General features: G+C 65.4%; 21 protein-coding genes and 3 tRNA genes. 14 read left to right on the forward strand and 10 right to left on the reverse strand.

All coding sequences use genetic code 11. The features are described 5' to 3' along the window. Positions 1–10 precede the first annotated feature (10 nt). Genes nrdR through ribBA form a run of 4 tightly spaced genes read left to right on the forward strand, consistent with a single transcriptional unit; the run spans position 11 to position 3,453 of the window. Complete coding sequence (gene nrdR, locus THPRO_RS14820) at positions 11–532, forward strand: transcriptional regulator NrdR (protein ID WP_038091116.1); 522 nt, start codon at positions 11–13, stop codon at positions 530–532. Position 533: 1 nt separating this feature from the next. Further along, positions 534–1,664: a bifunctional diaminohydroxyphosphoribosylaminopyrimidine deaminase/5-amino-6-(5-phosphoribosylamino)uracil reductase RibD gene (ribD, locus tag THPRO_RS14825; RefSeq protein WP_236717330.1), complete on the forward strand. Its 1,131-nt coding sequence runs from the start codon at positions 534–536 to the stop codon at positions 1,662–1,664. A gap of 3 nt (positions 1,665–1,667) precedes the next feature. Beyond that, entirely contained in the window at positions 1,668–2,333 is a 666-nt protein-coding gene (locus tag THPRO_RS14830; RefSeq protein ID WP_038091117.1) for a riboflavin synthase, read from the forward strand. A gap of 10 nt (positions 2,334–2,343) precedes the next feature. Further along, positions 2,344–3,453, forward strand: coding sequence for a bifunctional 3,4-dihydroxy-2-butanone-4-phosphate synthase/GTP cyclohydrolase II (gene ribBA, locus THPRO_RS14835; RefSeq protein WP_038091118.1), 1,110 nt, complete (start codon positions 2,344–2,346; stop codon positions 3,451–3,453). Positions 3,454–3,497: 44 nt separating this feature from the next. Here ribBA and THPRO_RS14840 read toward each other — a convergent pair whose 3' ends face one another. From THPRO_RS14840 to mobA, 3 genes are all read right to left on the reverse strand, one after another. Beyond that, positions 3,498–4,748 (reverse strand): alginate export family protein, encoded by a 1,251-nt coding sequence (locus THPRO_RS14840; protein ID WP_065089812.1) that lies wholly within the window; start codon positions 4,746–4,748, stop codon positions 3,498–3,500. A gap of 285 nt (positions 4,749–5,033) precedes the next feature. Beyond that, positions 5,034–6,296, reverse strand: a complete 1,263-nt coding sequence (moeA, locus tag THPRO_RS14845; RefSeq protein WP_038091121.1) for a molybdopterin molybdotransferase MoeA — start codon at positions 6,294–6,296, stop codon at positions 5,034–5,036. Next, on the reverse strand, positions 6,293–6,934 hold the full coding sequence (gene mobA / locus THPRO_RS14850) for a molybdenum cofactor guanylyltransferase MobA (RefSeq protein ID WP_038091124.1): 642 nt from the start codon (positions 6,932–6,934) through the stop codon (positions 6,293–6,295). Before mobA ends, moeA begins: the two co-directional genes overlap by 4 nt. A gap of 176 nt (positions 6,935–7,110) precedes the next feature. On the opposite strand from mobA, the gene ribH reads away from it, so the two are divergent. The 8 genes from ribH (at position 7,111) to THPRO_RS14890 (ending at position 11,468) form a co-directional block, all read left to right on the forward strand. Then, positions 7,111–7,587 (forward strand): 6,7-dimethyl-8-ribityllumazine synthase, encoded by a 477-nt coding sequence (gene ribH, locus THPRO_RS14855; RefSeq protein WP_052064481.1) that lies wholly within the window; start codon positions 7,111–7,113, stop codon positions 7,585–7,587. Next, entirely contained in the window at positions 7,580–8,047 is a 468-nt protein-coding gene (gene nusB / locus THPRO_RS14860) for a transcription antitermination factor NusB (protein WP_052064482.1), read from the forward strand. Before ribH ends, nusB begins: the two co-directional genes overlap by 8 nt. A gap of 25 nt (positions 8,048–8,072) precedes the next feature. Beyond that, complete coding sequence (thiL, locus tag THPRO_RS14865; protein WP_038091130.1) at positions 8,073–9,029, forward strand: thiamine-phosphate kinase; 957 nt, start codon at positions 8,073–8,075, stop codon at positions 9,027–9,029. Between the two features lie 2 nt (positions 9,030–9,031). Further along, positions 9,032–9,523: a phosphatidylglycerophosphatase A family protein gene (locus THPRO_RS14870; RefSeq protein WP_038091131.1), complete on the forward strand. Its 492-nt coding sequence runs from the start codon at positions 9,032–9,034 to the stop codon at positions 9,521–9,523. Positions 9,524–9,609: 86 nt separating this feature from the next. Continuing rightward, complete coding sequence (gene gltX / locus THPRO_RS14875) at positions 9,610–11,016, forward strand: glutamate--tRNA ligase (protein WP_038091133.1); 1,407 nt, start codon at positions 9,610–9,612, stop codon at positions 11,014–11,016. A gap of 43 nt (positions 11,017–11,059) precedes the next feature. Next, positions 11,060–11,135, forward strand: a tRNA-Ala gene (locus THPRO_RS14880). A gap of 23 nt (positions 11,136–11,158) precedes the next feature. Further along, the gene (locus THPRO_RS14885) at positions 11,159–11,350 is read left to right on the forward strand and encodes a hypothetical protein (RefSeq protein WP_038091135.1); all 192 of its coding nucleotides are present in this window, start codon (positions 11,159–11,161) and stop codon (positions 11,348–11,350) included. Positions 11,351–11,392: 42 nt separating this feature from the next. Beyond that, a tRNA-Glu gene (locus tag THPRO_RS14890) sits at positions 11,393–11,468 on the forward strand. 294 nt (positions 11,469–11,762) lie between these two features. Here the strand turns inward: THPRO_RS14890 and THPRO_RS16885 are convergent. From THPRO_RS16885 to THPRO_RS14920, 7 genes are all read right to left on the reverse strand, one after another. Continuing rightward, on the reverse strand, positions 11,763–12,284 hold the full coding sequence (locus tag THPRO_RS16885) for a hypothetical protein (protein WP_145930881.1): 522 nt from the start codon (positions 12,282–12,284) through the stop codon (positions 11,763–11,765). Positions 12,285–12,673: 389 nt separating this feature from the next. Further along, complete coding sequence (locus THPRO_RS14895; protein ID WP_052064483.1) at positions 12,674–14,101, reverse strand: cytochrome-c peroxidase; 1,428 nt, start codon at positions 14,099–14,101, stop codon at positions 12,674–12,676. Positions 14,102–14,156: 55 nt separating this feature from the next. After that, positions 14,157–15,776: a phospholipase C gene (locus THPRO_RS14900; RefSeq protein WP_082954684.1), complete on the reverse strand. Its 1,620-nt coding sequence runs from the start codon at positions 15,774–15,776 to the stop codon at positions 14,157–14,159. Between the two features lie 301 nt (positions 15,777–16,077). Beyond that, positions 16,078–17,937, reverse strand: coding sequence for a tetratricopeptide repeat protein (locus THPRO_RS14905; RefSeq protein ID WP_065089813.1), 1,860 nt, complete (start codon positions 17,935–17,937; stop codon positions 16,078–16,080). Positions 17,938–18,186: 249 nt separating this feature from the next. Beyond that, positions 18,187–19,968, reverse strand: coding sequence for a methyl-accepting chemotaxis protein (locus tag THPRO_RS14910; protein ID WP_082954685.1), 1,782 nt, complete (start codon positions 19,966–19,968; stop codon positions 18,187–18,189). 67 nt (positions 19,969–20,035) lie between these two features. After that, positions 20,036–20,386: a DUF488 domain-containing protein gene (locus tag THPRO_RS14915; protein WP_038091147.1), complete on the reverse strand. Its 351-nt coding sequence runs from the start codon at positions 20,384–20,386 to the stop codon at positions 20,036–20,038. A 168-nt stretch (positions 20,387–20,554) separates the two neighbouring features. Next, positions 20,555–20,641: transfer RNA gene (locus THPRO_RS14920), tRNA-Leu, on the reverse strand. Positions 20,642–20,780: 139 nt separating this feature from the next. On the opposite strand from THPRO_RS14920, the gene rnr reads away from it, so the two are divergent. Together rnr and rlmB are read left to right on the forward strand one after the other, a co-directional pair. Further along, a complete protein-coding gene (gene rnr, locus THPRO_RS14925) occupies positions 20,781–23,042 on the forward strand; it encodes a ribonuclease R (RefSeq protein ID WP_082954686.1) in 2,262 nt (753 codons plus the stop codon). Continuing rightward, positions 23,039–23,782, forward strand: coding sequence for a 23S rRNA (guanosine(2251)-2'-O)-methyltransferase RlmB (gene rlmB, locus THPRO_RS14930; protein ID WP_065089815.1), 744 nt, complete (start codon positions 23,039–23,041; stop codon positions 23,780–23,782). The genes rnr and rlmB overlap by 4 nt, the downstream gene beginning before the upstream one ends. Positions 23,783–23,801: the final 19 nt, after the last annotated feature.

A 23,801-nucleotide genomic window follows, 5' to 3' on the forward strand; every position in this document is an offset into this window, starting at 1 on the left:
CGCCGCCGCCGTGCGCTGTCCCTTCTGCCAGCATCCGGATACGCGGGTCATCGACTCGCGGCTGTCCAATGAGGGCGACCAGGTACGCCGCCGCCGCGAGTGCGTGGACTGCGGCGAGCGCTTCACCACCTACGAAACCGCCGAGCTGAATCTGCCGCGCGTGATCAAGCGCGGCGGCGCGCGAGAGCCGTTCAGCGAGGCCAAGCTGCGTGGCGGCATGCTGCACGCGCTGGAGAAGCGCCCGGTGGCGACCGAACTGGTCGAGGCCGCGATCAACCGCATCAAGCGCCGCGTGCTCGCCCAGGGCGAGCGCGAGCTGGACGCCCAGCGCATCGGCGACTGGGTGATGGACGAGCTGCGCGCGCTCGACGAAGTGGCCTACGTGCGCTTCGCCTCCGTCTACATGAGCTTCGAGGACGTCGCCGCCTTTCGCGAGGTGATCGAGCGGCTGGAGCGCGAGCCGCCGCCGGCGGCGCGCGAGGATCAGATCCCGCTGCTGGATGAGGACGACCGGCCCCGCGCCGGCGACTGACATGGCCTTCACGCCCGCCGATGCCGGACACATGGCCCGTGCGCTGCAGCTCGCGCGGCGAGGCCTGTACACCACTCACCCGAATCCGCGCGTCGGCTGCGTGTTGGTGCGTGACGGCGAGGTGGTCGGCGAGGGTTTCCATGCCCGCGCCGGCGAGCCGCATGCGGAGGTTCACGCGCTGCGGGCGGCGGGGGCGCGCGCGCGCGGCGCGACGGCCTACGTCACCCTGGAGCCCTGCTGCCACCACGGCCGCACGCCGCCCTGCGCCGACGCGCTGGTCGAGGCCGGCGTGTCGCGCGTGGTCGCGGCCATGCGCGATCCCAACCCGCTGGTCGCCGGCGGCGGGCTGGCGCGCCTGTCCGCCGCCGGCATCGAGGTCGGCAGCGGCCTGCTGGAGCCCTCTGCGCGGGCGCTCAATCCCGGCTTCATCAACCGCATGACGCGCGGCCTGCCCTGGGTGCGCGTGAAAAGCGCGATGAGCCTGGATGCCTGCACCGCGCTTGCCTCCGGCGAGAGCCGCTGGATCACCGATGCGGCGGCGCGTTACGACGTGCAGCGCTGGCGCGCGCGCGCCGACGCGATCCTGACCGGCATCGATACCGTGCTGGCCGACGACCCCAGCCTGAACGTGCGCCTGGAACCGGAAGAGCTGGGCATCGACGGCGCCGTGGCGCAGCCCTTGCGGGTGGTGCTTGACAGCGACCTGCGGATGTCGCCGGAGGCGCGCATCTTCCGGCTGGCCGGACAGGTGCTGGTGATCGCCGCCGAAGGCCGGATTCGGCCGGCGACCCGGGCCGCGCTCGAGGCGCGAGGCGCCGAGGTCGTGGGCGTGGCGGCCACCGTTCAGGGCCGCGGGCTCGATCTCGTCGAGGTGTTGCGCCTGCTCGCGCGGCGCGGCATCAACGAAGTGCATGTGGAGGCCGGCGCCACGCTGGCGGGTGCGCTGGTGCGCGAGAGCCTGGTCGACGAGCTGGTGATCTACGTGGCCCCGCATCTGCTTGGCGGCGGCGCGCGCGCCGTGTTCGCGCTGCCGACGCTTGAAAACATGGGCGAGCGCACGCACCTGGAGATCACCCAGACGCGGCGCGTCGGCGACGACTGGCGGCTGATCGCCCAACTGCGAAGAGGCTGAGACATGTTTACAGGCATTATCGAGGCCGTCGGTTCGCTGCGGCGGATCGAGCGGCGCGGCGGCGATGCGCGACTGGCGATCGAGGCCACCGGTCTGGATCTGGCCGACGCGGCCCTAGGCGACAGCATCGCGGTCAACGGCGTGTGTCTGACCGCGGTGGCCTTCGAGGCCGGCGGGTTTGCCGCCGACGTGTCCGCCGAAACCCTGTCGCGCACCACCCTGAGTTCGCTCGATGCGGGGGCGCCGGTGAATCTCGAGCTGGCGATGAGGCCGACGACGCGTCTCGGCGGGCATCTCGTCAGCGGCCACGTCGACGGCGTCGGCGAAATCGTCGAGCGCCGCACCGAAGCGCGTTCCGTGCGATTCGTGCTGCGCGCACCGGAACGGCTGGCGCGTTACATCGCGGAGAAGGGTTCGATCTGCGTAGACGGTATCAGTCTCACGGTGAACGGCGTCGACGGCGCCCGTTTCGACATCAACATCGTGCCGCATACCCTGGAGAAAACCACCCTCGGACGCGCGCGCGTCGGCCAGTCGGTGAATCTGGAGGTGGACGTGATCGCGCGCTATCTGGAGCGTCTGCTGCTCGGCGAGTCGGCGGCACGCGAGGGTGGCGAGATCACGCGCGAACTGCTGGCCAGGCACGGCTATCTGACGGACACGAATTGAAGGCGGCCCAATGAAGCTGAACAGTATCGAGGAAATCCTGGACGATCTGCGCCAGGGCAAGATGGTCGTCATCGTCGACGACGAGGACCGCGAGAACGAGGGCGACCTGCTGATGGTGGCCTCGCTGGTGCGCCCGGAGGACATCAACTTCATGGCGCGTTACGGGCGCGGGCTGATCTGCCTGCCGATGACCCGCGAGCGCTGCCGGCAGCTCGATCTGCCGCTCATGGTGGCGAGCACCGGCGACCAGCACGGCACCAATTTCACGCTTTCGATCGAGGCTGCCGAGGGCGTGACCACCGGCATTTCGGCGTACGACCGCGCGCACACCGTGCGCACCGCGGTGGCGCCCAACGCGCAACCATCCGACATCGTCCAGCCCGGGCATATCTTCCCGCTGATGGCGCAGCCTGGCGGGGTGCTGACGCGCGCCGGCCACACCGAGGCCGGCGTCGACCTCGCGCGGCTGGCGGGTTTCGAGCCGGCGGCGGTGATCGTCGAGGTACTCAACGAGGACGGCAGCATGGCGCGTCGTCCGGATCTCGAAATCCTTGCCGCCGAGCACGGTCTCAAGATCGGCACCATCGAGGAACTGATCCGTTACCGCCTGGCCAACGAGCACACCATCGAGCGCGTCGCCGAGACGGCGGTGGAAACCGAATTCGGCGCTTTCATGCTGACCGCCTACCAGGAACTCGGCAGCCGCGCGGTGCACATGGCGCTGAGCCGCGGGCCGGTACACCCGGAAGAGGAAACGCTGGTGCGCGTGCATGTGACCGACGCGCTCAACGACCGTATCCCGTTCACCACCTCGCCGCTTGGCTGGCCGCTGCGCGATGCCCTGCGTCGCGTGGGCGAGGAAGGTGGCGTGGTGGTGGTCTTGTGCCACCCCGAGGACCCGCGCGAGATGGTCAAGCGCATCCGCAGCCTTGGTCTGATCGACGCCGAGAGCGCGCCCGACGAGAAACCGGCCACGCCGCAGGAATTGCGTACCTACGGCATCGGCGCGCAGATCCTGCGCGATCTCGGCGTGCGCCGCATGCGCCTGCTGAGCGCGCCCAAGCGCATGCACGGCCTGGGCGGTTTCGGCCTGGAAGTGACCGGATACGTCACCCACTGACGGCAGCCGGCGGCGGCCCGTCCGGGACCGCCGCCGGACGGCGATCAGGTGCTGAAGTGATAATCCAGGTAGGCCCAGGCGCCCTGCGTGTCGACCGCATAATGATCGGCGCGATAATCGGCGTACTGCACCCCTCCGCTCAGGTGCTTGAGCAATTTCCCCGTCAGCGAAAGATCGATCTCGTCACCGTAGCTCGATTGCCCGCGCGCGGCGTAGAAATGGTAGTAATCCGCCATCAGCTTGGCCTTGCCGAGCTTGGCGGCCAAGGAGTACTCGAAGCTCTTGAGGCCGGCCGGCGGAGTGGTGAGAAACACCTCGGCCCAGCCGTTGTACGCGTGCTTGGTGGCCAGCGGCGTCTGGAAGCCGTAGGTGCCGTCGGGATTGCTGCTCATGAGCATGTAGGCAACGCGTCCCGTGATCGCGTGCCAGCCCAGGCCCACGGCAAGATGCGCATAATGCGCGTCGATGGCCGCGGGTCCGCCGTGATAGGGCAGCTGCTTCGCATAGGCGGCGTCGTAATCCACGCCGAACGTCGGCGACAGCGCGGTGTGCCCGTGCCAGCTTGCGCCGACGATGCCGTTGTTGCAGGCATCGGGGCCGCCGGGGAGGAAGCAGCCCGCCTGACCGGTTACCAGGTGCGGCGAGGTATTCGCATACCAGTATCCGAACACGCTGACGGTGTTGCCCGGCAAGACCCGGTAGGCTGCGTTCACCAGCGTGGTCTGCATCGGCACCAGGCGGTCGAGTATGTCCTTGACCCGCCAGCTGTAGCCCGCGAACAGCTGCAGGCCGGGAATTGCGCCGGTGTGCAGGGTCACGGCGTCGAAGGTCTGCATGTTCTGGCGAAACCCGACGTTGCCGACAAAACGGGCGTCGCCCAGGATGATGATCTGGCGGCCGATCTTGAGGGATGTGCGCGCCGGCCCGCGGTATCCCAGGAAGGCCTGGTTGATGGAGGTTTCCTGGGGATCGGCGATGACCGAATACGCGCCTTTTTTGTTGATGAGACTGTTGTAGCGGTTGTCGAAACTGCTGACATCGATGAATTGCAGGCCGGCATACCAGTCGCGATAGATGCCGGTCTGATAACCGAGCAATGTCTGCACGGTCTGCGCCGTAGCATTTTTCTTGCCGTGTTGCTGAAGCTGTTCGTAGCGTGGCCGGATATTCAGGTCGAGCTGTCCGTCGGCGGACGGCGTTCCGGTGGCGGCAAGGCCTTGTTGCTGCCAGCCGCCCAGAATGCCGAGGGCGAGACAGGCGCGCATGAGCTGGATTTTTATCGTGGTTTTTTTCATTCTGGCTCCAGTGATCGTAAATTGCGGACAAAAAAAAGCGCCGCCCAGGCACGCAGCTTGGGAAACGCCGTTGTCTGTTTTCGGGATCGCCATTGATCCCGCGGATTCGACCGCCCGCCGATGGGGGTCGCGGATATTTAGCAATTATTAAACCAATAAATTGAAATTATTGTGCTGTCCGCCGATGCGCATGGGTGGGTCGCGCGGTTGCGGTCTGCGCGCGAAGCATGCTTCGGAAATGTGCGCGCGGGGCCGTACGCGCGCCAGGATGGTGCGGCTACCGCATTACATGCAGTCGTCGAAGGGCTCGACGTCGATCCACTGGCCAGGCTCGACCGGGCCGGAGGCGTGGCCGAGCACGATGAAGCAGTTCGCCAGGCTCATCGAGCGCAGGATGCCGGAGCCTTGCGGGCCGGTGAGGCGCACGCACGGTTCCCCGTTTATATCCTGCTGCAGGATGCCGCGCAGGAATTCGGTGCGCCCCGGACGCTTGCCAATCGCTTCCAGCGCGCGTGCGCGAAGCCTTCGCGGGCCGTGCGTATGGCCGCCGGCCAGTCGCCCCAGTGCGGGCCGGACCAGTTGGTAAAAACTCGTCATGACCGCCACCGGGTTGCCGGGGAGGCCGAAGAACAGGGTGCCGCCGATGTGTCCGAAGGCCAGCGGCCGGCCGGGGCGCATGGCGATGCGCCAGAAATCGATGCCGCCGAGCGTGGCGAGGACGTCGCGGGTATGGTCCGCGTCGCCGACGGAGACGCCGCCCGTGCTGATGATGACGTCATGCCCGTCGGCGGCGCGGGCGAGGGTCGCGCGCAGCGCCTCTGGGCGGTCGGCGACGGTGCCGAGGTCGTACGCGTCGACGCCGAGCCGGGCGAGGGCGCCGAACAGCGCGTAGCGGTTGCTGTCGCGGATCTCGCCCTCGGCGAGTGGCTGACCCAGCCCGCGCAGCTCGTCGCCGGTGGACAGAAAGGCGACGCGCGGACGGCGCAGCACTTCGACCTCGACGCAGCCGAGCGAGGCGAGCAGGCCGAGGTCCGCGGGCGAGAGGCGGTGGCCGCCGGTCAGGGCTGCCGTGCCGCGCGCGAGATCCTCTCCCGCGCGGCGGATGTTCTGCCCCGGCCGCTGCGTACCGGAGACCGTGACGCGTGCGTCGGTCACGCTGACCGCTTCCTGGACGACGACGGTATCCGCGCCCGGCGGGATCAGGGCGCCGGTGGTGATGCGCGCGCACTCGCCAGGGCCGATGGCGGCCGGGCGGCCGCCGCCTGCGAGCGACTGGCCGACGAGGCGCAGCGCAACGCTGCGTTCCGCCTGGGCCGGCAGATCCTCGGCGCGCAGCGCATAACCATCCATGGCCGAATTGTCGTGCGGGGGCACATCGACGCCGCTGATCACGTCGACGGCCAGTATCCGGCCCAGCGCCGCGCGCAGGGGCACCCGCTCGCGGTCCGCGAGCGGGCGGATGGCATCGATTATGCGCGCAAGCGCGGCGTCGAAGGGCAGTGCGTCGTCGCGCGGGGCCTGGCAGCCGGCTTCACGGTGGGCGTTCATGGCGTGGTGCTCCGTTGCGCGGCAGGCGGTCGCAGGCGGGTTTCGAGAGCGGCCAGCGCGCCCGCGTCGTTGACATTGACGAACGCGTCGGCGATATCCGCGCAGTCGGCGGCGACCCAGTGCGTGCGTTCGAGCCAGTGCCCGGCCTTGCGCTCGCCGGCGGCGAGGAAGGCCTCGAGCGATCCGCGCACGCCGGTCCTCAGCAGGGCGAATACGGGGTGCAGGCGCTCGCCGTCGTGCACCACGGCGACATCCGCGCGCGCAGTCGATAGCGCGCGGTACAGGCGCTCGGCAAGGTCAGGCGGCAGCAGCGGGCCGTCGCAGGGTGTGGCCAGCAGCAGCGGTGTGTCGATCTGCGCTAGCGCGCCGGCGATACCGGCGAGCGGCCCCTGGAATCCGCCCAGGCGGTCGCCCACCACCGGCAGGCCGAGCAGGCGCCCATAGGCATCCTGATTGCGGTTGGCGTTGACGATGACCCGGCCGACCTGGGGCTGCAGGCGGTCGAGCACCCAGGCGGCCATCGGCCGGCCGCCGAGCGGCGTCAACCCCTTGTCCTGCCCGCCCATGCGTCGGCCCAGGCCGCCGGCCAGTATGACCGCGGTGATGCGGGCGCGTACATCGGGGGGCAGCGGCGGCATGGGTGACATTCCGAAGAAGGGACGAGGCCGCCAACGGTATGCCGACGCGCAACGCGAATCAAGGCCGACGCCGTGGGGTGTTTGCAGCCGCGCCCGGACGTCGTTTGCGCGCCCTCTCGGCGGGGGCTGTGCTATGATTCGCGCCCATTGCATCGCGATCATGCAGGAACGGGGACATGTCACAACTGAAGGTTTTTGAAGGCGATTTCCATGTCGGCGAGGCGGTATTCGGAATCGCCGTCGCGCGTTTCAACGGCTTCATCGTCGAGCGCCTGCTGGAGGGCGCGGTGGACGCGCTCAAGCGTCACGGCGTCGCCGAGGCCCATATCGAGGTCGTGCGCGTGCCCGGCGCCTTCGAGCTGCCGCTGGCCGTGCAGGCCATGGCCAAGCGCGCGCGCTACGATGCGGTCATCGCACTGGGTGCGGTGATTCGCGGCGCGACGCCGCATTTCGACTATGTCGCCGGCGAAAGCGCCAAGGGTCTGGCTGGACTCGCCCTGCAGGCCGGCCTGCCGGTGATCAACGGCGTGCTGACCACCGATACCATCGAACAGGCCATCGAGCGCGCCGGCACCAAGGCCGGCAACAAGGGCTGGGACGCCGGCATGACGGCGCTGGAAATGGTCAGCCTGCTGCGGCAGCTGAATGACTGAGCCAGAAACCCCGCGCCTGACGGCCCGCCAGATCAGCCGCGCCCGGCACGCCGCGCGCAGGCTGGCGGTGCAGTCGCTGTATCAATGGCAAATCACCGGCGATCAGCCCAAGGATATCCTCGCCCAGTTCAAGGGCGAGCGCCCGCTGGGCGATGCCGATGTCGAGTACTTTCGTGAGCTGCTGCTGGGCGTACCGGAACACCGCGCGGCCATCGATGCGGCGATCTCGCCCTATCTCGACCGTCCGCTGGAGCGTGTCGACCCGGTGGAACGTGCCATTCTCAGGCTCGCCGGATACGAGATGATGCAGCGTCTCGACGTGCCCTACCGCGTGATCATCAACGAGGCGGTCGACCTCGCGAAGGTCTTCGGCGCGGAGCAGGGACACCGTTTCATCAACGGCGTGCTGGACAAGGCCGTGCGCCAGTTGCGCGCCGTCGAGATCGGCGGCGCGCGCTGAGGCCCGGTTCACCCGAGAGGTCGCCATGCCCGGCGAATTCGATCTGATCGCCCGATATTTCACGCGCCACGCCGCGCGCGACGACGTCGCGCTCGGCGTGGGAGACGACGCAGCGCTGCTACGTCCGCCGCCCGGGCAGGTGCTGGCGGCGACGGTCGACACCCTGATCGCCGGGGTGCATTTCCCCGAGCAGACGGATCCCGCCGACATCGGCCACAAGGCGCTGGCGGTCAACCTCAGCGATCTGGCCGCCATGGGCGCGGAGCCGGCCTGGGTCATGCTCGCGCTCTCGCTGCCCAGGGTCGACGATTCCTGGCTGCACGCCTTCGCCGAAGGTTTCCATGCGCTGGCGGCCCGTCATCGGGTGGCCCTGGTCGGCGGCGATACCACGCGCGGACCGCTCAGCATCACCGTGCAGGCGCTCGGCTGGGTGCCGGAGGGGCAGGCGCTGCGCCGCGACGGCGCGCGCCCGGGCGATGGGCTCTATGTGACCGGTACGCTGGGCGATGCCGGTCTGGGGCTGGCGGTGCTGCAGGGGCGCGCCGAGGTGCCGCCGCAATACCGGGAAGCGCTGTGCGCGCGCCTCAATCGCCCGGAGCCCCGCGTCGAGGCCGGCCTCGCGTTGCGAGGCGTGGCCAGTGCGGCGATCGACATATCCGACGGTCTGGCGGCCGATCTCGGCCATCTGCTGGTGGCCAGCGGCGTAGGCGGTCGGGTGGCGCTCGATCGCCTGCCGCGCGGCGACGCGGTGCGTGCCGCCGATGCGCACGGACGCCTGGCCCTGACCGCAGGCGACGACTACGAACTGGTTTTCGCCCTGCCGGCGGGACAAGAGCGCGCGCTCGCGGCGCTGGCCGATCGCCTGCCGCCGCTGAGTTGCATCGGCCGCGTCGAGGCCGAACCGGGGCTGCGCCTGGTCGACGCGGACGACAACCCCGTCGCCTTCAGTCATCAGGGTTACGACCACTTCCGGGAGTTCTGATCATGCGACCCTTCGAACAGCCGCCGGCACGCACCGTGTTTGGGCATCCGGCCCATTTTCTCGCCTTCGGCTTCGGCTCCGGCCTGTCGCCGGTGGCGCCCGGCACCGCCGGCACGCTGGCGGCCATCCCTTTGTATCTGCTGATCGCGCCGTTGCCGCTCTATGCGTATGCCCTGGTGACGCTGGTGGCCCTGGTGGCCGGCTTCTGGATCTGCGGGCGCTCCTCGGCGCTGCTCGGCGTGCACGATCACCGCGGCATCGTCTGGGACGAGATCGTGGGCTACTTCATCACCATGGCGGCGGCGCCGCACGGCTGGGCCTGGGTGCTTGCCGGTTTCGTGCTGTTCCGCATTTTCGACGTGCTCAAGCCCTGGCCGGCCAACTGGGCCGACCGGCAGCTGCACGGCGGTGTCGGTATCGTCATGGACGACGTGTTCGCCGGTATCTACGCCCTGATCGTGATGCAGATTGCCGCGCACTCGGGCTGGCTCTAGGCGCCCGGTCCTGCCGTCCGCTGCGCGCCGGGCCGCGGGTTTGCTACTATCGCGGCCTTCCCCGAACCGAACCGAACCGAACCGCCATGACCGTCCGTACCCGCTTCGCCCCCAGCCCGACCGGCTACCTGCACATCGGCGGCGCGCGCACCGCGCTGTTTTCCTGGCTGCATGCCCGCAAGCACGGCGGCGTCTTCGTGCTGCGCATCGAGGACACCGACCTGGAGCGCTCCACGCCCGAATCCGTGAACGCGATTCTCGAGGGCATGGCCTGGCTGGGGCTGGAGTACGACGAAGGGCCGTTCTACCAGACCCACCGCTTCGACCGCTACAAGGAAGTGGTGCGGCAGCTGCTCGACGCGGGGCATGCGTATCACTGCTATTGCAGCCGCGAGGAACTGGATGAGATGCGCGAGGCGCAGCGCGCGCGCGGCGAGAAGCCGCGCTACGACGGCCGCTGCCGCAACCGTGCGGCGCCGCGCGAGGGCGTCGATCCGGTCGTGCGTTTCCGCAATCCGACCGAGGGCAAGGTGGTGGTCGACGACCTCATCCACGGCCCCATCGTGTTCGACAACGCCGAGCTCGACGACCTCATCATCGCCCGCTCGGATGGCACGCCGACCTACAACCTCACCGTGGTGGTCGACGACATGGACATGGCCATCACCCACGTCGTGCGCGGCGACGACCATATCAACAACACCCCGCGGCAGATCAACATCCTGCGCGCACTGGGCGCCGAGACCCCGCACTATGCCCACGTCGCCATGATCCTCGGCGAGGACGGCAAGAAGCTGTCCAAGCGGACCGGCGCGGCCAGCGTGATGGAATACCGCGACATGGGGCTGCTGCCCGAGGCGGTGCTCAACTACCTCGTCCGTCTGGGCTGGTCGCACGGCGACCAGGAGGTCTTCAGCCTCGACGAGATGATCGAGCTGTTCGATCTCAACGCGGTGAACAAGGCCGCTTCGGCGCTGAATCACCAGAAGCTCCTGTGGCTGAACCAGCACTACTTCAAGACCAGCCCGCTGGAGCATGTGGCGCGTCACCTGAGCTGGCATCTCGGGCAGCGTGGCGTGGATCCGAGTACGGGGCCGGCGCTCGAAAGCGTGGTCGAGGCCCTGCGCGAACGCTGCAAGACGCTGGTGGAGATGGCCGACGGTAGTGTGATCTTCTACCGCGATTTCGAGGCCTACGATGCCAAGGCCGCAGCCAAGCACCTGACGTCGGCCGCCGAACCTGCACTGACGGCCCTGCGCGCGCGTCTGACGGTCTTGGCCGAATGGACCGCCGCCGCCATCCATGACGCCGTCGAACAGGTGGCTGCGCATCTGGAGGTCGGCATGGGCAAGGTCGCTCAGCCGCTGCGCGTGGCCTGCACCGGCGCCGGCGTCTCGCCGCCCATCGATCAGACGTTGATGTTACTGGGTCGCGAGCGAAGCCTGGGCGGCATCGATCGCGCACTCGCGCATATTGCGGAAAATCGGGCTTGACGGTTCTGGAGGCAGCATTTAAAGTACGCGCCTCCGTTCGTACGGGGCTATAGCTCAGCTGGGAGAGCGCCTGCATGGCATGCAGGAGGTCGGCGGTTCGATCCCGCCTAGCTCCACCAAATTTTGAGGGCGGAGAGCCGCGATGCGCCGTTTGGGTAGAGTCCTGGCATACCTGGGCGCGGCATTGACGGCTATCGGAATCATTGCCGGTTTTTACTACATGGTGCGCGGAGACGAACGGCCCGCGGAGTTTTTCTTCACCATGGTGCCGGTCGGGTTTCTGACCCTGTTTACCGGCGTGATGACCGCCCTGCTTTTCGGTCCGCGTCGCTGACGAAAAGAAGAAGACGTCAAGGCGAGCGTGACCAGTATCATTGTCCCCATCGTCTAGAGGCCCAGGACACCGCCCTTTCACGGCGGTAACAGGGGTTCGAATCCCCTTGGGGACGCCATCTGTGGACAATCACGGCCCGGGCTGCAACAGCAGCCCGGGCCGTTTTTTTATGGTGTCCAGGATATGGTTTTGGAATCGAAAGGCGAAACGATTCAGTACCTTCTTGGTTAATCTCAGAACTCAGCGTTGGTCTAATACCGCAAAACTCAACTCCGGATGCAACCGGTCGCGTGTCGGTGTTGTACCGTTGATTCCAGCCCTAACAGCGGTCGTTCAATGTCCGCTATAGCCGGCAGGAGTGGGTGATGCGCCGTAGGCGAGTTGACCAAGATCATCCGTGTTGATGGCGTTGTTAGAAGGCGTTCTTGTCTTCGGGCTTACGTTGCGCCACAAACGCCTTCCAAATTTCCAAGCACTGGTATGCCAGATCGCGAGCATCATAGTTTCTTTTATCCGCTACAACGGTCAATTTTGCTTCGCCACCGAACCACCCATCCCCGGACAACGGGCCATTCTGAGGGCAATGCTCCTGCACGAAGGATATTTCATACTGCTGGTTCGGTGGTGGTGGTGTGGACAATGAAAAATGTTTTGTGGCGTTACATATATCTCGACAAATACCCAGTTCAGGATGATCTTTGAACAGTAAGTCAAGTTCCTTTTTGGTAACGCCACCTGTTGCTTCGAGCCACTCACGAAAATGATAAGAATTCTGAAAAAACGCAAATAGGAAGTCTGCAATGTCGGTCTTTGCTTTCGCGTGTAGCATACGAGCGTACCACCGGTCCATTCGCTCCAGTTGCGACCGCCACCCTCTGCCCTTGTGGAGGCTCCAGGGCAGGACTGGCGGGACCAGTTGCCGTTTCTTTGGCATTTCAATCCTCCTAACAGTAAATATGGAGTCCGATGGGCCTAGGGATTTTTTAATACAAAGTCACGGGAAAATGTAATTCAGCCGTTTCATTATAAGATTTTTCATCACCTATTCGTATCTATATGCATGTATGAAAATGGGGGCGTGACGCTGATACTAATCAAGAGTTGGGTTAACGACTGGCATCTGCTGCAATACAGCCGTCTAACTGAATAATAATGAAAGAGCATGTACGGTCGGATGTGGCCGGAATCAGTTTCGCAGGATACCCCTTGGATTCCAGTTCATTTCAAGGATGATGCGCTGTGATGTCAGAGTTTGATTGTCAAACTAGATTCCGGATTTCCGCTTTCAATCGCCCATCATTCTCGTGTCCCCACTATGTTTGTTTATTCACCAGCTGATGTTTTTGCGTCCGGCTGGTCGGTCAGCGTGCCGAGGAAGGCGACGATGTCCTGCATGTCGCGGCGGGTGAGGGCGGGGTGTTCGCCGGCGTGGCGGTTGAGGGGCGGGTCGACGGTATCGACGTTGCCGCGGTCGGCGGCCGGGAGGTCGTTGAATTTCTCGACGCGGCCCTGTGCGTCGCGCGGATAGATCCGTTCTGGGTCGGTATCGCGGAAGTTGTAGAACGCCAGCACTTGCATCAGGGTGTGGTAGACCCCGTTGTGGAAGAACGTGTGGCGCGTGGCAACGTTGCGCAGCGTGGGCGTGAGGAACAGGCCGCAATATCGGTGCTGCCGGGCAAGATCCTTGCGGAAGGGCCCGCATAGACCGAGGTCGTAGTAGTGCGGATTCCGGTTGGCCGGGATGGCGGGGTTGCGCGGCACGCCGAGCGCCTCGTACTGATGGTCGGTGAAGAGCGGCGGCAGGCCGTCGGGTGTCGGTCGGTCCACATGACAGGCCGCGCAGTCGCCCTTGGCGGGATCGTTGAACAGGAGATAGCCGCGCAGTTCGGCATCGTCCAGTCGGGCCTTGCCGGCCAGCCAGGCGTCGTAGCGGCTGCGGTAGGGGTGGAAGCTCGGGTCCTCTATCTGGTAGCGGGCGAGCGCGAAAAGCGCCTCGGACACCAGGAAATTCGGATTGTCGAAGATGCCGGGGCCGAACAGGCGACGGAAATCGCCGGCATAGGGCGAGACGGCGAGCCGTGCGGCGACCTGCTGCGGCGAACCCGCGTCCATCTCGAAGGTGTTGAACAGCGGTCCGTCGGCCTGCTGCTGCAGGGTATTGACGCGTCCGTCCCAGAACAGGCCGCCCTGTGGCACGAGGTTGTGCGCGGTGCCGGCGGTGTCTCCGGCGGTCTTGGTCAGACGTGGGGCGCCGACGCTGCGCACGATCTTCTGGCGCAGGGTGAGGGTCTCGTTGACCGCGTTGTCAGGCCCGACGCTGAACGGTGGTTGTCGTTCCAGGTACATCAGGCTGGGTACGGCACGGTAACCGGGGGACTGACCGTCCGGGCCGCCGAGCATGACCGCAGCGTTGCCCGGCGGGCCAAAGGCATGCTGCGGGCTGTGGCAGCTGGCGCAGGACATGCGTCCGGAGCCGGACAGGGTGCGGTCGTAGAAGAGGTCCCGGCCTAGCCGGGCCATGGCCGACAGCGGCGCGACGGGTGGGCGCATCAGACGGATCGGGTGCGGGTTCTCGCCGTGGGCAAGGCGCCAGGTGTCGGCGGGGTGGTGCAGCCAGGCGGCGAGCGGAATCAGCGGGTAGAAGGCGACGACGGGTTCGAAGATCGCATACGCGCCGGCGAGCAGCGCGAATACGGCCGCGACACCCAGCGTGCGGCGCAGCCGGCGGCTCGGTCGGTCGTGACGAAACATGTCGCGCGAAGCCGTGGCCCGGCACCGCGTCGCTGCGGTGCCGGGCCGGTCGGGATCAGCTGTGGACGACCGGCGTGCCGGTCTTTTCGTTCAGGAACAGCTTGGGCGCGTCGCCTTTGCCGGTGAAGTCGAACATGTCCATGATGCTGCCCGCGCTGGCGTCGAACGAGCCGCCGCCGAGGCGCGTGCCGCCGAGCCAGTTGTCCTCGATGAAGCGCACCACCGAGGCCTGCGAGATACGCGTGTGGGCCACGTAGTTCTGTTTGGCCCAGGGCGAGATCACCAGGAAGGGGATGCGCGTGCCGGGGCCGCAGCGGCCGTTGACCGGCTTGCCGCGCAGGCCCGCCATCGGCGTGCCGCGTCCGCAATGGCCGGCGCCGTCGAGCTGGTCGGCCTGCGGGTCGAAGGACGGGTTGGTGGTGTAGGCGAAGGCATGGTCGTACCAGCCGTCGGAGTCGTCCCAGGTCACGATCACGGCGGTGTCCTTCCAGCCGGGCTGGTGCTCGAGGAAGTTAACCACGCGGGTGACGAAGGCCTGTTCGTCCAGCGGATCGGAATACCCGGCGTGGCCGTCCTCGTAGGCCGGCGCCTTGAGGTAGCTCACCGCCGGGTAGTTGCCCGCCTTGACCGCGGCGAAGAAGTCGCGCAGCGCGTACTCGTGGTTGGCCGGATCGCGCTTGTGCGTGCCGGGCTCGTAGGTGTGGCCGATGGCGGTGATCGAGCTGGGTCGCGCGTGGGTCGGGTTGGCGGTCGACTTGAAGTACTGGAACCAGTCGTGGTGCGGGATGTAGTCCTTCACCGTTTCATGCACAGTGGCCGAATAGGTGCTGCGACCGCAGCCGGTGGTGCCGTTGGCGTTCTTGGCCTTGAGATCGAAGCCGCCCATGAAGCCGCCCCAGGTGATGCCCTTGGCGTTGAGCAGGTCGCCGATGTTGCGGCCTTCCAGCATCACCTGGTTCTTGGCATTGGAGCACACGTCGTAGGCCGGATCGACGTCGTTGATCAGGGTGTGGCCGCCCTGGCCGTCCTTGATGTAATACGAGTAGGCGTCCATGCGGAACGGCTTGTGCGTGGTGTGCACGAGCCTGAGTCCGTCGGTCTGCCCCGAGACCACTTCCAGTGCGCCCGGCGTCGACGGGCCGTAGGTGTCGGTGTAGGCGTTGTCGCTCATGGCGAAGTGCTGGGCGTACTGCCACATGGCCATCACCGTGTTGCCGTCGAAATAACCCATGACCTGACCCTTGGTGCCGAAGGCGCCGGCACCGCCGGACGTGCCCTTGCCGGTGTATTTCGGGAACAGGTCGGCCTTGCCGCCGTTGTAGGCCATCTGCTCGGCGGTGTAGGCGTGGTTTTGGTCGGCGGTGGCCGCCTGCGTGCGGTCGAGGCGGAAGGGTTCGGCGGCATCCGCGCCGTTGGCCGGGTTGAGTGCGTTGGGGTTGTGCGTCAGCAGTCCCGCACGGGCGAGGTTGTTCACCTCGGGCGTGCCCGGCAGGGCGTGGAAGGCCGGCTCGCCCGGCGGGTTCGCGGCCTTGGGGTAGGTCGCGAAGTAGTGATCGAAGGAGACGTTTTCCTGGTAAATCACCACGACGTGCTTGATCGGGGTGAGCGTGTCGGCGTGCGCCGTCCCGACGACGGCCAGCAGCAGTGTGGGGACGAGGGTTGGGGCGAAGCGCATGTTTATTCTCCTGTTGTGTCCATGCCCGGCGGAATCCCACGGCGCGGCAAGTTTTGCGCCATCTACGGCGGCCTTGCACCGTGGCGTGCGATAGCGGCGGATAGCATGACGCGCGCCTGTGATGTTTTTATTTAGGTTCCGTTCACGCTGCCGAATGGCACCGTTGAGTCTGAAAAATCGCCGTTCGGTCGCGTGAACGCATCTTGGGTATGCGAGGCGACAGGTTCGGCAACGCACCTCCGCAACATGCGGGTTCCGGGCCGTTGCGCGCAGTACGGTTTTACGGGGTCATGTCGCCAGCCTATTGCCTGAGGCGTTTGAGCAGCGTCTGCTGCTTGGAATAGGCGTCGGGGAGATTGCCGTAATGCAGGGATGCCGTGCAGTCCTTCAGCGCCGCCCGCAATTGACCGAGATGCATTTTGGCGTAGCAGCGGTTGTTGTAGGCAATGGCGATGGTGTCGCGGTCCGACAGCGCATCGTCATATAAGTAGGTGTAGGTGTTCAGCGCCTTGAGCATGGACTCGAGTTTGCCCTGATTGCCATAAAGTATCGAAATCCTGATCGCGGCATAGGAGCGGTAGTCGCTTTCCGAGGCGGCCACCTGGGCGAGGTCGCGCTCCGCGGCGGACAGGTCGCGCAGGGATTCGTAGGCCCGCCCGCGCCAGTAGCGCGCATGCAGACTGCCGCTATTTTCCATTCTTGCGGTGCAGGCATCGACCGCTTCTCGGTAGTGTTTCAGGTGAAACAGCGATGCGCAGAGCAGGTCACTATACCCGCCTCGACCCGAGCCGCCGCGCATGAGATCGGCGGCCTTGTCGTACGCGGCCTCCTGGAGATATTGCTTCCGGTGGCTATAGATGTCGGCCAGGTCGTCGAGCAGCCGGGCATGGATTTCATCTCTTTCGGACGGTGTCGTGAAATGTGTGTGGGCCAGGTCGGCAATAGCGCGCCGATAGAGTTTCTCGGCGTTGTCGTACTGGCCCTGCCGATACCACACCAGGGCGGTCAGACGGTCCATCGTGAAGTTGTTGTTGCGGGTGTTGCCGGAGGTCAATTGATTGTCGCTGCCCATGATGTTCGCCGCCAGCTGCAGAAACGCGCCGGCATAACGTTCGGCGCCGCGGGTATTGATCATCTGGCCGAGGATATCGCCGAGCGTTTCCGAGAAATGGGCCTTGTCGCTGTAGTTGTAGAGTTGCAGCGCTGCGTAGGCGCGGTTCTCCAGGTCGCTGGAGTCCATCTGCACCATGGCCGATTCGACGCAACGCGTGCGCTCGTCGCCATGTTCCTCGAGGCAGGACACGGATGCCGCATTCAGCAGGTCCGCGTAGAGCTGCAGGTAGAGCATCCGAATCGGTGCGTGAGGCGCTGCCGTTCCGGCATGGCGGTCCACGAATGCCCGCATGGCTTCTATGGACCCGCCCCATTTCGGTTCCAGTGTCGTCAGACGCTGACGATACAGGGGGTAGTAATCGGGAAACTGCTGGGTGCTGCGATGGAAGGCGGCCGCCATGTCCGTCGTGTTGCCCGTGCCGCTCAGGATGTAGAGCAGCAGAAAGGCGCTGTAAGGGTCGGTATGATCCAGTTGTATCGATCGGGACACGTCGTCCAGTGCCTGCGCGATGTGTCGTGCGAACGCCTTGAGGTGCGCGGGCTGCACGTCGTTCACGAAACGGTCGCCGCGAATCATCCAGCCCGTTCGATAGCCGTACAGGGCGCGAACGAGATAGGGCATCGGGGATTGCGGCGCGCGCGCGACCCATTCGTCCAGGCGTTTGCCGAATATCGGCTCCCCGGGCTGCGCGACGTATTCGACAAGCGTTGCGAATGGATTGAAATGCCAAGCCTGTATGCTGCTTTGGCTAAGCCGTCGGGTCAGGGTTTTGTCGGCAGCGGCGAAGTCGCGCCGTAGGATGTCGGCGCGCACCTGCCGGGCATCGGCATAAAGGGTCCGATATGGCGGGCGCTGGCCGATGATTCTGTTTGCTTCGCGGTCGATCCGTGCCGCGAGTGGCGAGGCGGGGGTGGCCGCCGGTGGCGCGGCCTTGCCTATCAACCGGTTTTGCCATAGCGCAGCGGCGCCGGCGATGAGCGCGATGAGCAACAGCGCGAGCAGCAGTCGCAGGCGAGGCATGGCCTCGCGTTTCGTGCCGGTCTGCATGGCCTGGGTCCCTTTTGTCTCACGCATCCGATCCGGGATCGGATGCGTATAAGTTCTTATGTCGGGTGCTGACTGTACCTGAGAGTATCGGCCCCCGATATGACCGCGCAGTGACCGAGGGAGGCTGCCGCCGGCTAGGTGCTGCCATCGGCCGTTTAAATCGTAGCCGCCGGACAGTCCGGGGGGGGCGACGGCGGTCCGTTACCTCGAGCGCGCCGTCCGCATCAGTGCAGCGACGGACGTGGGGCGCTATACCCTGAACTTGCCAACCAGGCGTTGAAGTTCATCCGCAAGACCCGACATTCTGCGACCTGCCTGCGCAATCTGATGGGCCGATTCGCCCGTCTGCTCGGTCGCTACGCTGATATTCGAGATGTTTTCGTTCATTTCCGTGGAGACCGCGCTCTGTTCTTCGGCGGCGGTGGCAATTTGCGTGGTCATGTCGGTTATTTTGCCGACGGCCCCGGAAATGGCCGTGAGGCGTTCGCCGGATGTGCCGGCAAGCGTGACGCTGCGTTCCACGCCCTGCTGGCTGACCTTCATCGCCTGCACGGCCTTTTTGGCCGCTGCCTGCAGATTGGCGATCATGTTCTGGATTTCCTGGGTCGATTCCTGCGTGCGCTTGGCGAGCGTGCGGACTTCGTCGGCCACGACCGCGAAGCCCCGGCCCATCTCGCCCGCACGGGCGGCCTCGATGGCCGCGTTAAGGGCCAGCAGGTTGGTCTGGTCGGTAATGCCTCGGATCACGTCGAGTATGGTGCCGATTTCCTCGCTGCTCTGGTCTACCTGGTGGATGACGCTGGAGACGTTTTCGATGTCGGCAGCGGCGTTGCGTATCGCTTGTATGGCTTCCTCGACAGCGTGATTTCCGGCACCGACCTCGTGATCGGCCTGTTGGGCGGCGCTGGCCGATTCGGTGGCGTTTTTGGCCACCTCATGCGAGGTGGCGCTCATTTCGTGCATCGCCGCAGCGATTTGCGTGATTTCCGATACCTGGCGGGAAATGGCGTTTTCGGTATTGCCGATCGATGCGGAAAGATCGTTCGCAAAGGTGGCGATGCGGGTCGACGACTCGGTGAGCTCGCGCATGATGGTCTTGAGTTGGGCACGCATCGCATTGAGGCCTGAACAGAGCTGCCCGATTTCATCTCGGCTGTGATGGATGAGTTCCTCGCCACCCAAATCGCCGGCGGCGATCCGATTGAGTTCACGTGAAACGACAGGGATCTTGCGCACGATCCGGAAAAGGGCGGCACCGCCCGCCGCAAGTGCACCGAGGATGATCAGCAAGGCGAGAAACAGCGTCCACTGGGTATGGATCACAGAGCGTTGTTGTTGTGCCAGCAGTGTATGTGCCCGAGCCTGGGAGGCTTCGACGAAGGGATTGACCATTTCGAAAATGCTATCGGCGGCGCTATCGAATCCGGTCATCAGCTTGTTGCCGGCATCCGTCCCCTGGTTGACATAAGCGTCGGCCATGTCCTTGCCGGCCTGATAGTAGCGGTCGAATTTTTCTTGCATCGCGCGATATTCATCCTGCCGACGAGGGTCTAGGGCGATCAGTTTGGCGATGAGCGCATGGAACCGTTGCCGGTATTCTGCTGCCGATTTCAGATCGTCCTGCAGGCTGTCTTGTTGCCGCATCGCGCCGGCATCGGAGAAAAACTGCTGTACCTGGACGACCGCAATCTCCATTTGATAGGCGTACTCCATGATCGGGATGTCGTTCTGACGCAGATTGGCGCTGTCGACCCGGATTCTGTCAGCGTTGACGATGATCAAGGCGAAGGACACGAGCAGTACGGCGGCTATGGACGCCCCCATCAGCCCGAATTTCAGGTTCAATGATAGATTTTTCATGTGGCCTCCGATCCTGTGCCGAGCTGGCGGCATATCCTTGCCGTTGCGAACCCGAGTGGGTTGATGGGAACGCCATGCTCGTCCGATGTTGTGCGGTGAAATGCCCTTGTCCGATTCAGAGCGCGCATACGCGCGTGCCGTTAGAGTTATTGGACAGACTGGGCCTAGCATGCCACCGGCCGCGGAATTTTTGAATGATAATTTTATCAATCAATAAATAATAATAATGTGATGCGTCTTATTCCGCCGCGCGCAGCAGGTCGGCCAGTACGCGGGCGTTGTTGTGCTGCGTGTCGCGGGTGGCGTAGAGCAGGGTCAGGGGGCTGCCGACGGCGAGCGCGCGCAACCGTTCGACTTGTGTGGCCTTGTCGGCCAGCTCCTCGCGATAGCGTTGCGCGAATGCGTCAAACCGCTCAGGCTGGTGCGAGAACCAGCGGCGCAATTCATCGGAAGGCGCGATGTCGGGAAGCCAGAAATCCAGTCGCGCATCTGCGCGACGGATGCCGCGCGGCCAGAGACGATCAACCAGCACGCGCCGACCGTCATTGCGGTCGGGCGAGTCGTAGATGCGTTTGCAGCGGATGTCCATGCGGCGATCACCTGTCGGCATCGTGCGGCGAGGCGTTATCGTAACGCGCCGGAATGCGGGCTGCATGGCGTGAGTGGGGGGGGCGGGCCATATCGCCTCTTGAGAGGCTGGCGGCACCGCGAAGGGGTTTGGCTAATGATATATCCGGCCACGGAACAGGGCCATGGATGGTGCCGAGGAGAGGACTTGAACCTCCACGGGGTTTCCCCCACTAGCACCTGAAGCTAGCGCGTCTACCAATTTCGCCACCTCGGCATTGCAGCAGTGCTGCAAACGAGCGCGCAATCTACAGCGCCCCTTTCTGCTTGTCAATCCATTATGATGCCAAGATTGTGCTTTGCGTCCGTCCCCGCCGGGTTTGGCGGGAGGATGGGGCGCCTCTGAATGGATGCTTATGACGAAACGAACGAAAAAAGGCTTGAAGGACCCTCATCTCGACCGCGAAGCGTCGAAGTACGAACGGCCTATTCCCAGCCGCGAGCTGATCCTGCAGGTGCTGGCGGAAGGGGAGGGGCCGATGCGCTTCGAAGATCTTGCCGGCGCCCTGCAGCTCTCCGAAGCGGTGGATCTGGAAGCGCTGGACCGGCGTCTGCGCGCCATGCAGCGCGACGGTCAGCTGGTGCGCAATCGCGTGGGTGCCTTTTTGCCGGTGACGGAGAAGGGCTTGATCCGCGGACGCGTGATTGCGCATCCCGACGGGTTCGGCTTCCTGGTGCCCGACGAGGGTGGCGACGACGTGTTCCTGTCACCTCGGCAGATGAGCGGTTTGTTTCACGGCGATCGCGCAGTGGCCCGCGTGATGGGGCTGGATCATCGCGGCCGTCCGGAAGGCGCCGTGGTCGAGGTGCTGGAGCGGAACACGCGCCAGGTCGTCGGTCGTTTCTGCGAAGAGCGCGGCATGGCCTTCGTGGCCCCGGACAACAAGCGCATCCCGCTGAATGTGATGATCCCGCCCGACGATCGTGCGGGTGCACGCGCCGGCCAGATTGTGCTGGCGGCGATCGTCGAGCAGCCGAGCCGGCATTCTCCGCCCATCGGGCGCGTGATCGAGGTGCTGGGTGAGCACATGGATCCCGGGATGGAGATCGACATCGCCATTCGCAGTTACGAGCTGCCCCACCAGTGGTCGGATGACGTGCTTGCTGAGGCGCAGCGTTACGGTGACAAGGTTTCGTCACAAGCCAAGAGTGGCCGCGTCGATCTGCGCAAGACGCCGCTGGTGACCATAGACGGCGAGGATGCGAAGGACTTTGACGACGCCGTATTCTGCGAGCCTGATGGCGAGGGCGGCTGGCGCCTGATCGTCGCCATAGCCGACGTCAGTCATTATGTATCGCCCGGCAGCGCCCTGGATACGGAAGGGCGGCTGCGCGGGACTTCGGTGTACTTCCCCGGTCAGGTCATTCCGATGCTGCCGGAAACCCTGTCGAACGGTTTGTGCTCGCTCAACCCCAAGGTCGACCGGCTGGCGATGGTGGCCGAAATGTCGGTGTCCAAGGGAGGAGCGCTCAAGGACTTTCGTTTCTATGAGGCGGTGATCCGTTCCGCAGCACGTCTCACCTACACCCAGGTGGCGGCGATGGTGGTCGAGCGCAACGATGCGGCGCGGGCAGAGCACCCCGGTCTGGTGGCGCACCTGGACAACCTGCATGCCCTGTTCCGCACGCTAGAAAAGGCGCGACGCAGACGCGGGGCCATCGATTTCGATACCCAGGAGACGCGGATCGTCTTCGGCGAGGCCCGCAAGATCGAACGTATCGTGCCTGTGCAGCGCAACGATGCGCATCGCCTGATCGAGGAGTGCATGATCCTCGCCAACGTGGCGGCGGCGCGTTTCCTGGCCAAGCACAAGATGCCCGCGCTGTATCGTATCCACGGTGGTCCCAAGGCCGATCGGCTCGACGACCTGCGCGCCTTTCTCGCTGGCCTCGGACTCAATCTCGGCGGTGGCGAATCGCCCAAGCCGAAGGATTTCGCCGCGGTGCTCAAGCAGGCAGCTGCGCGTCCCGACGCCGAGCTGATCCAGACCATGTTGCTGCGTACCCTGCAACAGGCCGTCTATAGCCCCGACAACGAGGGCCACTTCGGCTTGGCATTGCCGGCCTACGCCCACTTCACTTCGCCCATCCGGCGTTATCCCGATCTGCTGGTGCATCGCGCAATCCGCCATGCAATCCGGGGCGCGAAGCCGCGCGATTTCGAATATGACCGCAACGACATGGTCGGTCTGGGCGAGCACTGCTCGATGGCCGAGCGCCGTGCCGACGATGCCGTGCGCGATGCGGTCGATTGGCTCAAATGCGAATTCATGCTCGACAAGGTCGGCCATGTCTTCGATGGGCTGATCAGCACGGTGACGGGCTTCGGCGTGTTCGTGCAGTTGCGCGATGTCTATGTCGAAGGTTTGGTGCACGTGACTTCACTGAGCAACGATTATTATCGTTTCGACCCGGTGGGCCAGTGTCTGCGCGGCGAGCGCAGCGGCCGCGTCTATCGCATCGGCGATCCGATGACGGTGCGAGTCGCACGGGTGGATCTTGACGAGCGCAAGATCGATTTCGCGCCCGAAGAGGTGCTCGAGGCGGTGGCGGCCGAGGATGAGGCGGCGCCGTCGCGCAGCCGTCGGCGGCGCAAGAGAAGCCGGAGCCGGCGGTGAGCGAACAGCTACACGGCATCAATGCCGTCGAGTCGGCCCTGCGCAACGATCCCGAGCGGATCAAGGTCGTCTGGCTGGATGCCGCCCGCGACGATCATCGCCTGCGCACGCTGGCGGTGCTGGCGGAGGCGGCCGGCATTGCCGTGCAGCGTACGTCGAAGAAGGCGTTGGACCGACGGGCGCCGGATGCGCGCCATCAGGGCGTGGTGGCCGACTATCAACCGCCGCCCGCGCCCTCGGAAGGCGATCTGCTGGATCTGGTCGAGGCCGCGCGCGAACCGTTGCTGCTGGTGCTCGACGGGGTGACGGACCCGCACAACCTGGGTGCCTGTCTGCGCACCGCGGCAGCCGCAGGGGCGCTGGCCGTGGTCGCGCCGCGCGATCGCGCGGCGTCGCTGACCCCGGCGGCGCGCAAGGCCGCCTCGGGGGCCGCGGAACGCCTACCTTTCGTGCCGGTGACCAATCTGGTGCGCACGCTGGAGGCGTTGAAGAGCCGGGGTGTCTGGGTGGTCGGTACGGCAGGCGATGCCGGGCAGAGTCTCTACGAACAGGACCTCAGGGGCGCGCGGGCCATCGTGCTCGGTGCCGAGGGTGAGGGTCTGCGTCGTCTGACCCGGGAGGCCTGCGACCACGTCGTGCATATCCCGATGCGTGGAGGCGTGGAGAGCCTGAACGTCTCGGTGGCGGCGGGCGTCTGCCTGTTCGAGGCGGTTCGGCAGTCCGTCATGGGCTCAGGTTAAGGTCCTCAGCCGTGCCAGT

This window comes from Acidihalobacter prosperus, from assembly GCF_000754095.2.
Lineage (GTDB): Bacteria > Pseudomonadota > Gammaproteobacteria > DSM-5130 > Acidihalobacteraceae > Acidihalobacter > Acidihalobacter prosperus.

Bases quoted from the DNA above. Each gene is read 5' to 3' on its own strand.
- ribD (WP_236717330.1), top strand. From the start codon at position 534: ATGGCCTTCACGCCCGCCGATGCCGGACACATGGCCCGTGCGCTGCAG.
- THPRO_RS14830 (WP_038091117.1), top strand. From the start codon at position 1,668: ATGTTTACAGGCATTATCGAGGCCGTCGGTTCGCTGCGGCGGATCGAG.
- ribBA (WP_038091118.1), top strand. From the start codon at position 2,344: ATGAAGCTGAACAGTATCGAGGAAATCCTGGACGATCTGCGCCAGGGC.
- THPRO_RS14840 (WP_065089812.1), bottom strand. From the start codon at position 4,748: ATGAAAAAAACCACGATAAAAATCCAGCTCATGCGCGCCTGTCTCGCC.
- moeA (WP_038091121.1), bottom strand. From the start codon at position 6,296: ATGAACGCCCACCGTGAAGCCGGCTGCCAGGCCCCGCGCGACGACGCA.
- mobA (WP_038091124.1), bottom strand. From the start codon at position 6,934: ATGCCGCCGCTGCCCCCCGATGTACGCGCCCGCATCACCGCGGTCATA.
- ribH (WP_052064481.1), top strand. From the start codon at position 7,111: ATGTCACAACTGAAGGTTTTTGAAGGCGATTTCCATGTCGGCGAGGCG.
- nusB (WP_052064482.1), top strand. From the start codon at position 7,580: ATGACTGAGCCAGAAACCCCGCGCCTGACGGCCCGCCAGATCAGCCGC.
- thiL (WP_038091130.1), top strand. From the start codon at position 8,073: ATGCCCGGCGAATTCGATCTGATCGCCCGATATTTCACGCGCCACGCC.
- THPRO_RS14870 (WP_038091131.1), top strand. From the start codon at position 9,032: ATGCGACCCTTCGAACAGCCGCCGGCACGCACCGTGTTTGGGCATCCG.
- gltX (WP_038091133.1), top strand. From the start codon at position 9,610: ATGACCGTCCGTACCCGCTTCGCCCCCAGCCCGACCGGCTACCTGCAC.
- THPRO_RS14885 (WP_038091135.1), top strand. From the start codon at position 11,159: ATGCGCCGTTTGGGTAGAGTCCTGGCATACCTGGGCGCGGCATTGACG.
- THPRO_RS16885 (WP_145930881.1), bottom strand. From the start codon at position 12,284: ATGCCAAAGAAACGGCAACTGGTCCCGCCAGTCCTGCCCTGGAGCCTC.
- THPRO_RS14895 (WP_052064483.1), bottom strand. From the start codon at position 14,101: ATGTTTCGTCACGACCGACCGAGCCGCCGGCTGCGCCGCACGCTGGGT.
- THPRO_RS14900 (WP_082954684.1), bottom strand. From the start codon at position 15,776: ATGCGCTTCGCCCCAACCCTCGTCCCCACACTGCTGCTGGCCGTCGTC.
- THPRO_RS14905 (WP_065089813.1), bottom strand. From the start codon at position 17,937: ATGCAGACCGGCACGAAACGCGAGGCCATGCCTCGCCTGCGACTGCTG.
- THPRO_RS14910 (WP_082954685.1), bottom strand. From the start codon at position 19,968: ATGCTAGGCCCAGTCTGTCCAATAACTCTAACGGCACGCGCGTATGCG.
- THPRO_RS14915 (WP_038091147.1), bottom strand. From the start codon at position 20,386: ATGGACATCCGCTGCAAACGCATCTACGACTCGCCCGACCGCAATGAC.
- rnr (WP_082954686.1), top strand. From the start codon at position 20,781: ATGACGAAACGAACGAAAAAAGGCTTGAAGGACCCTCATCTCGACCGC.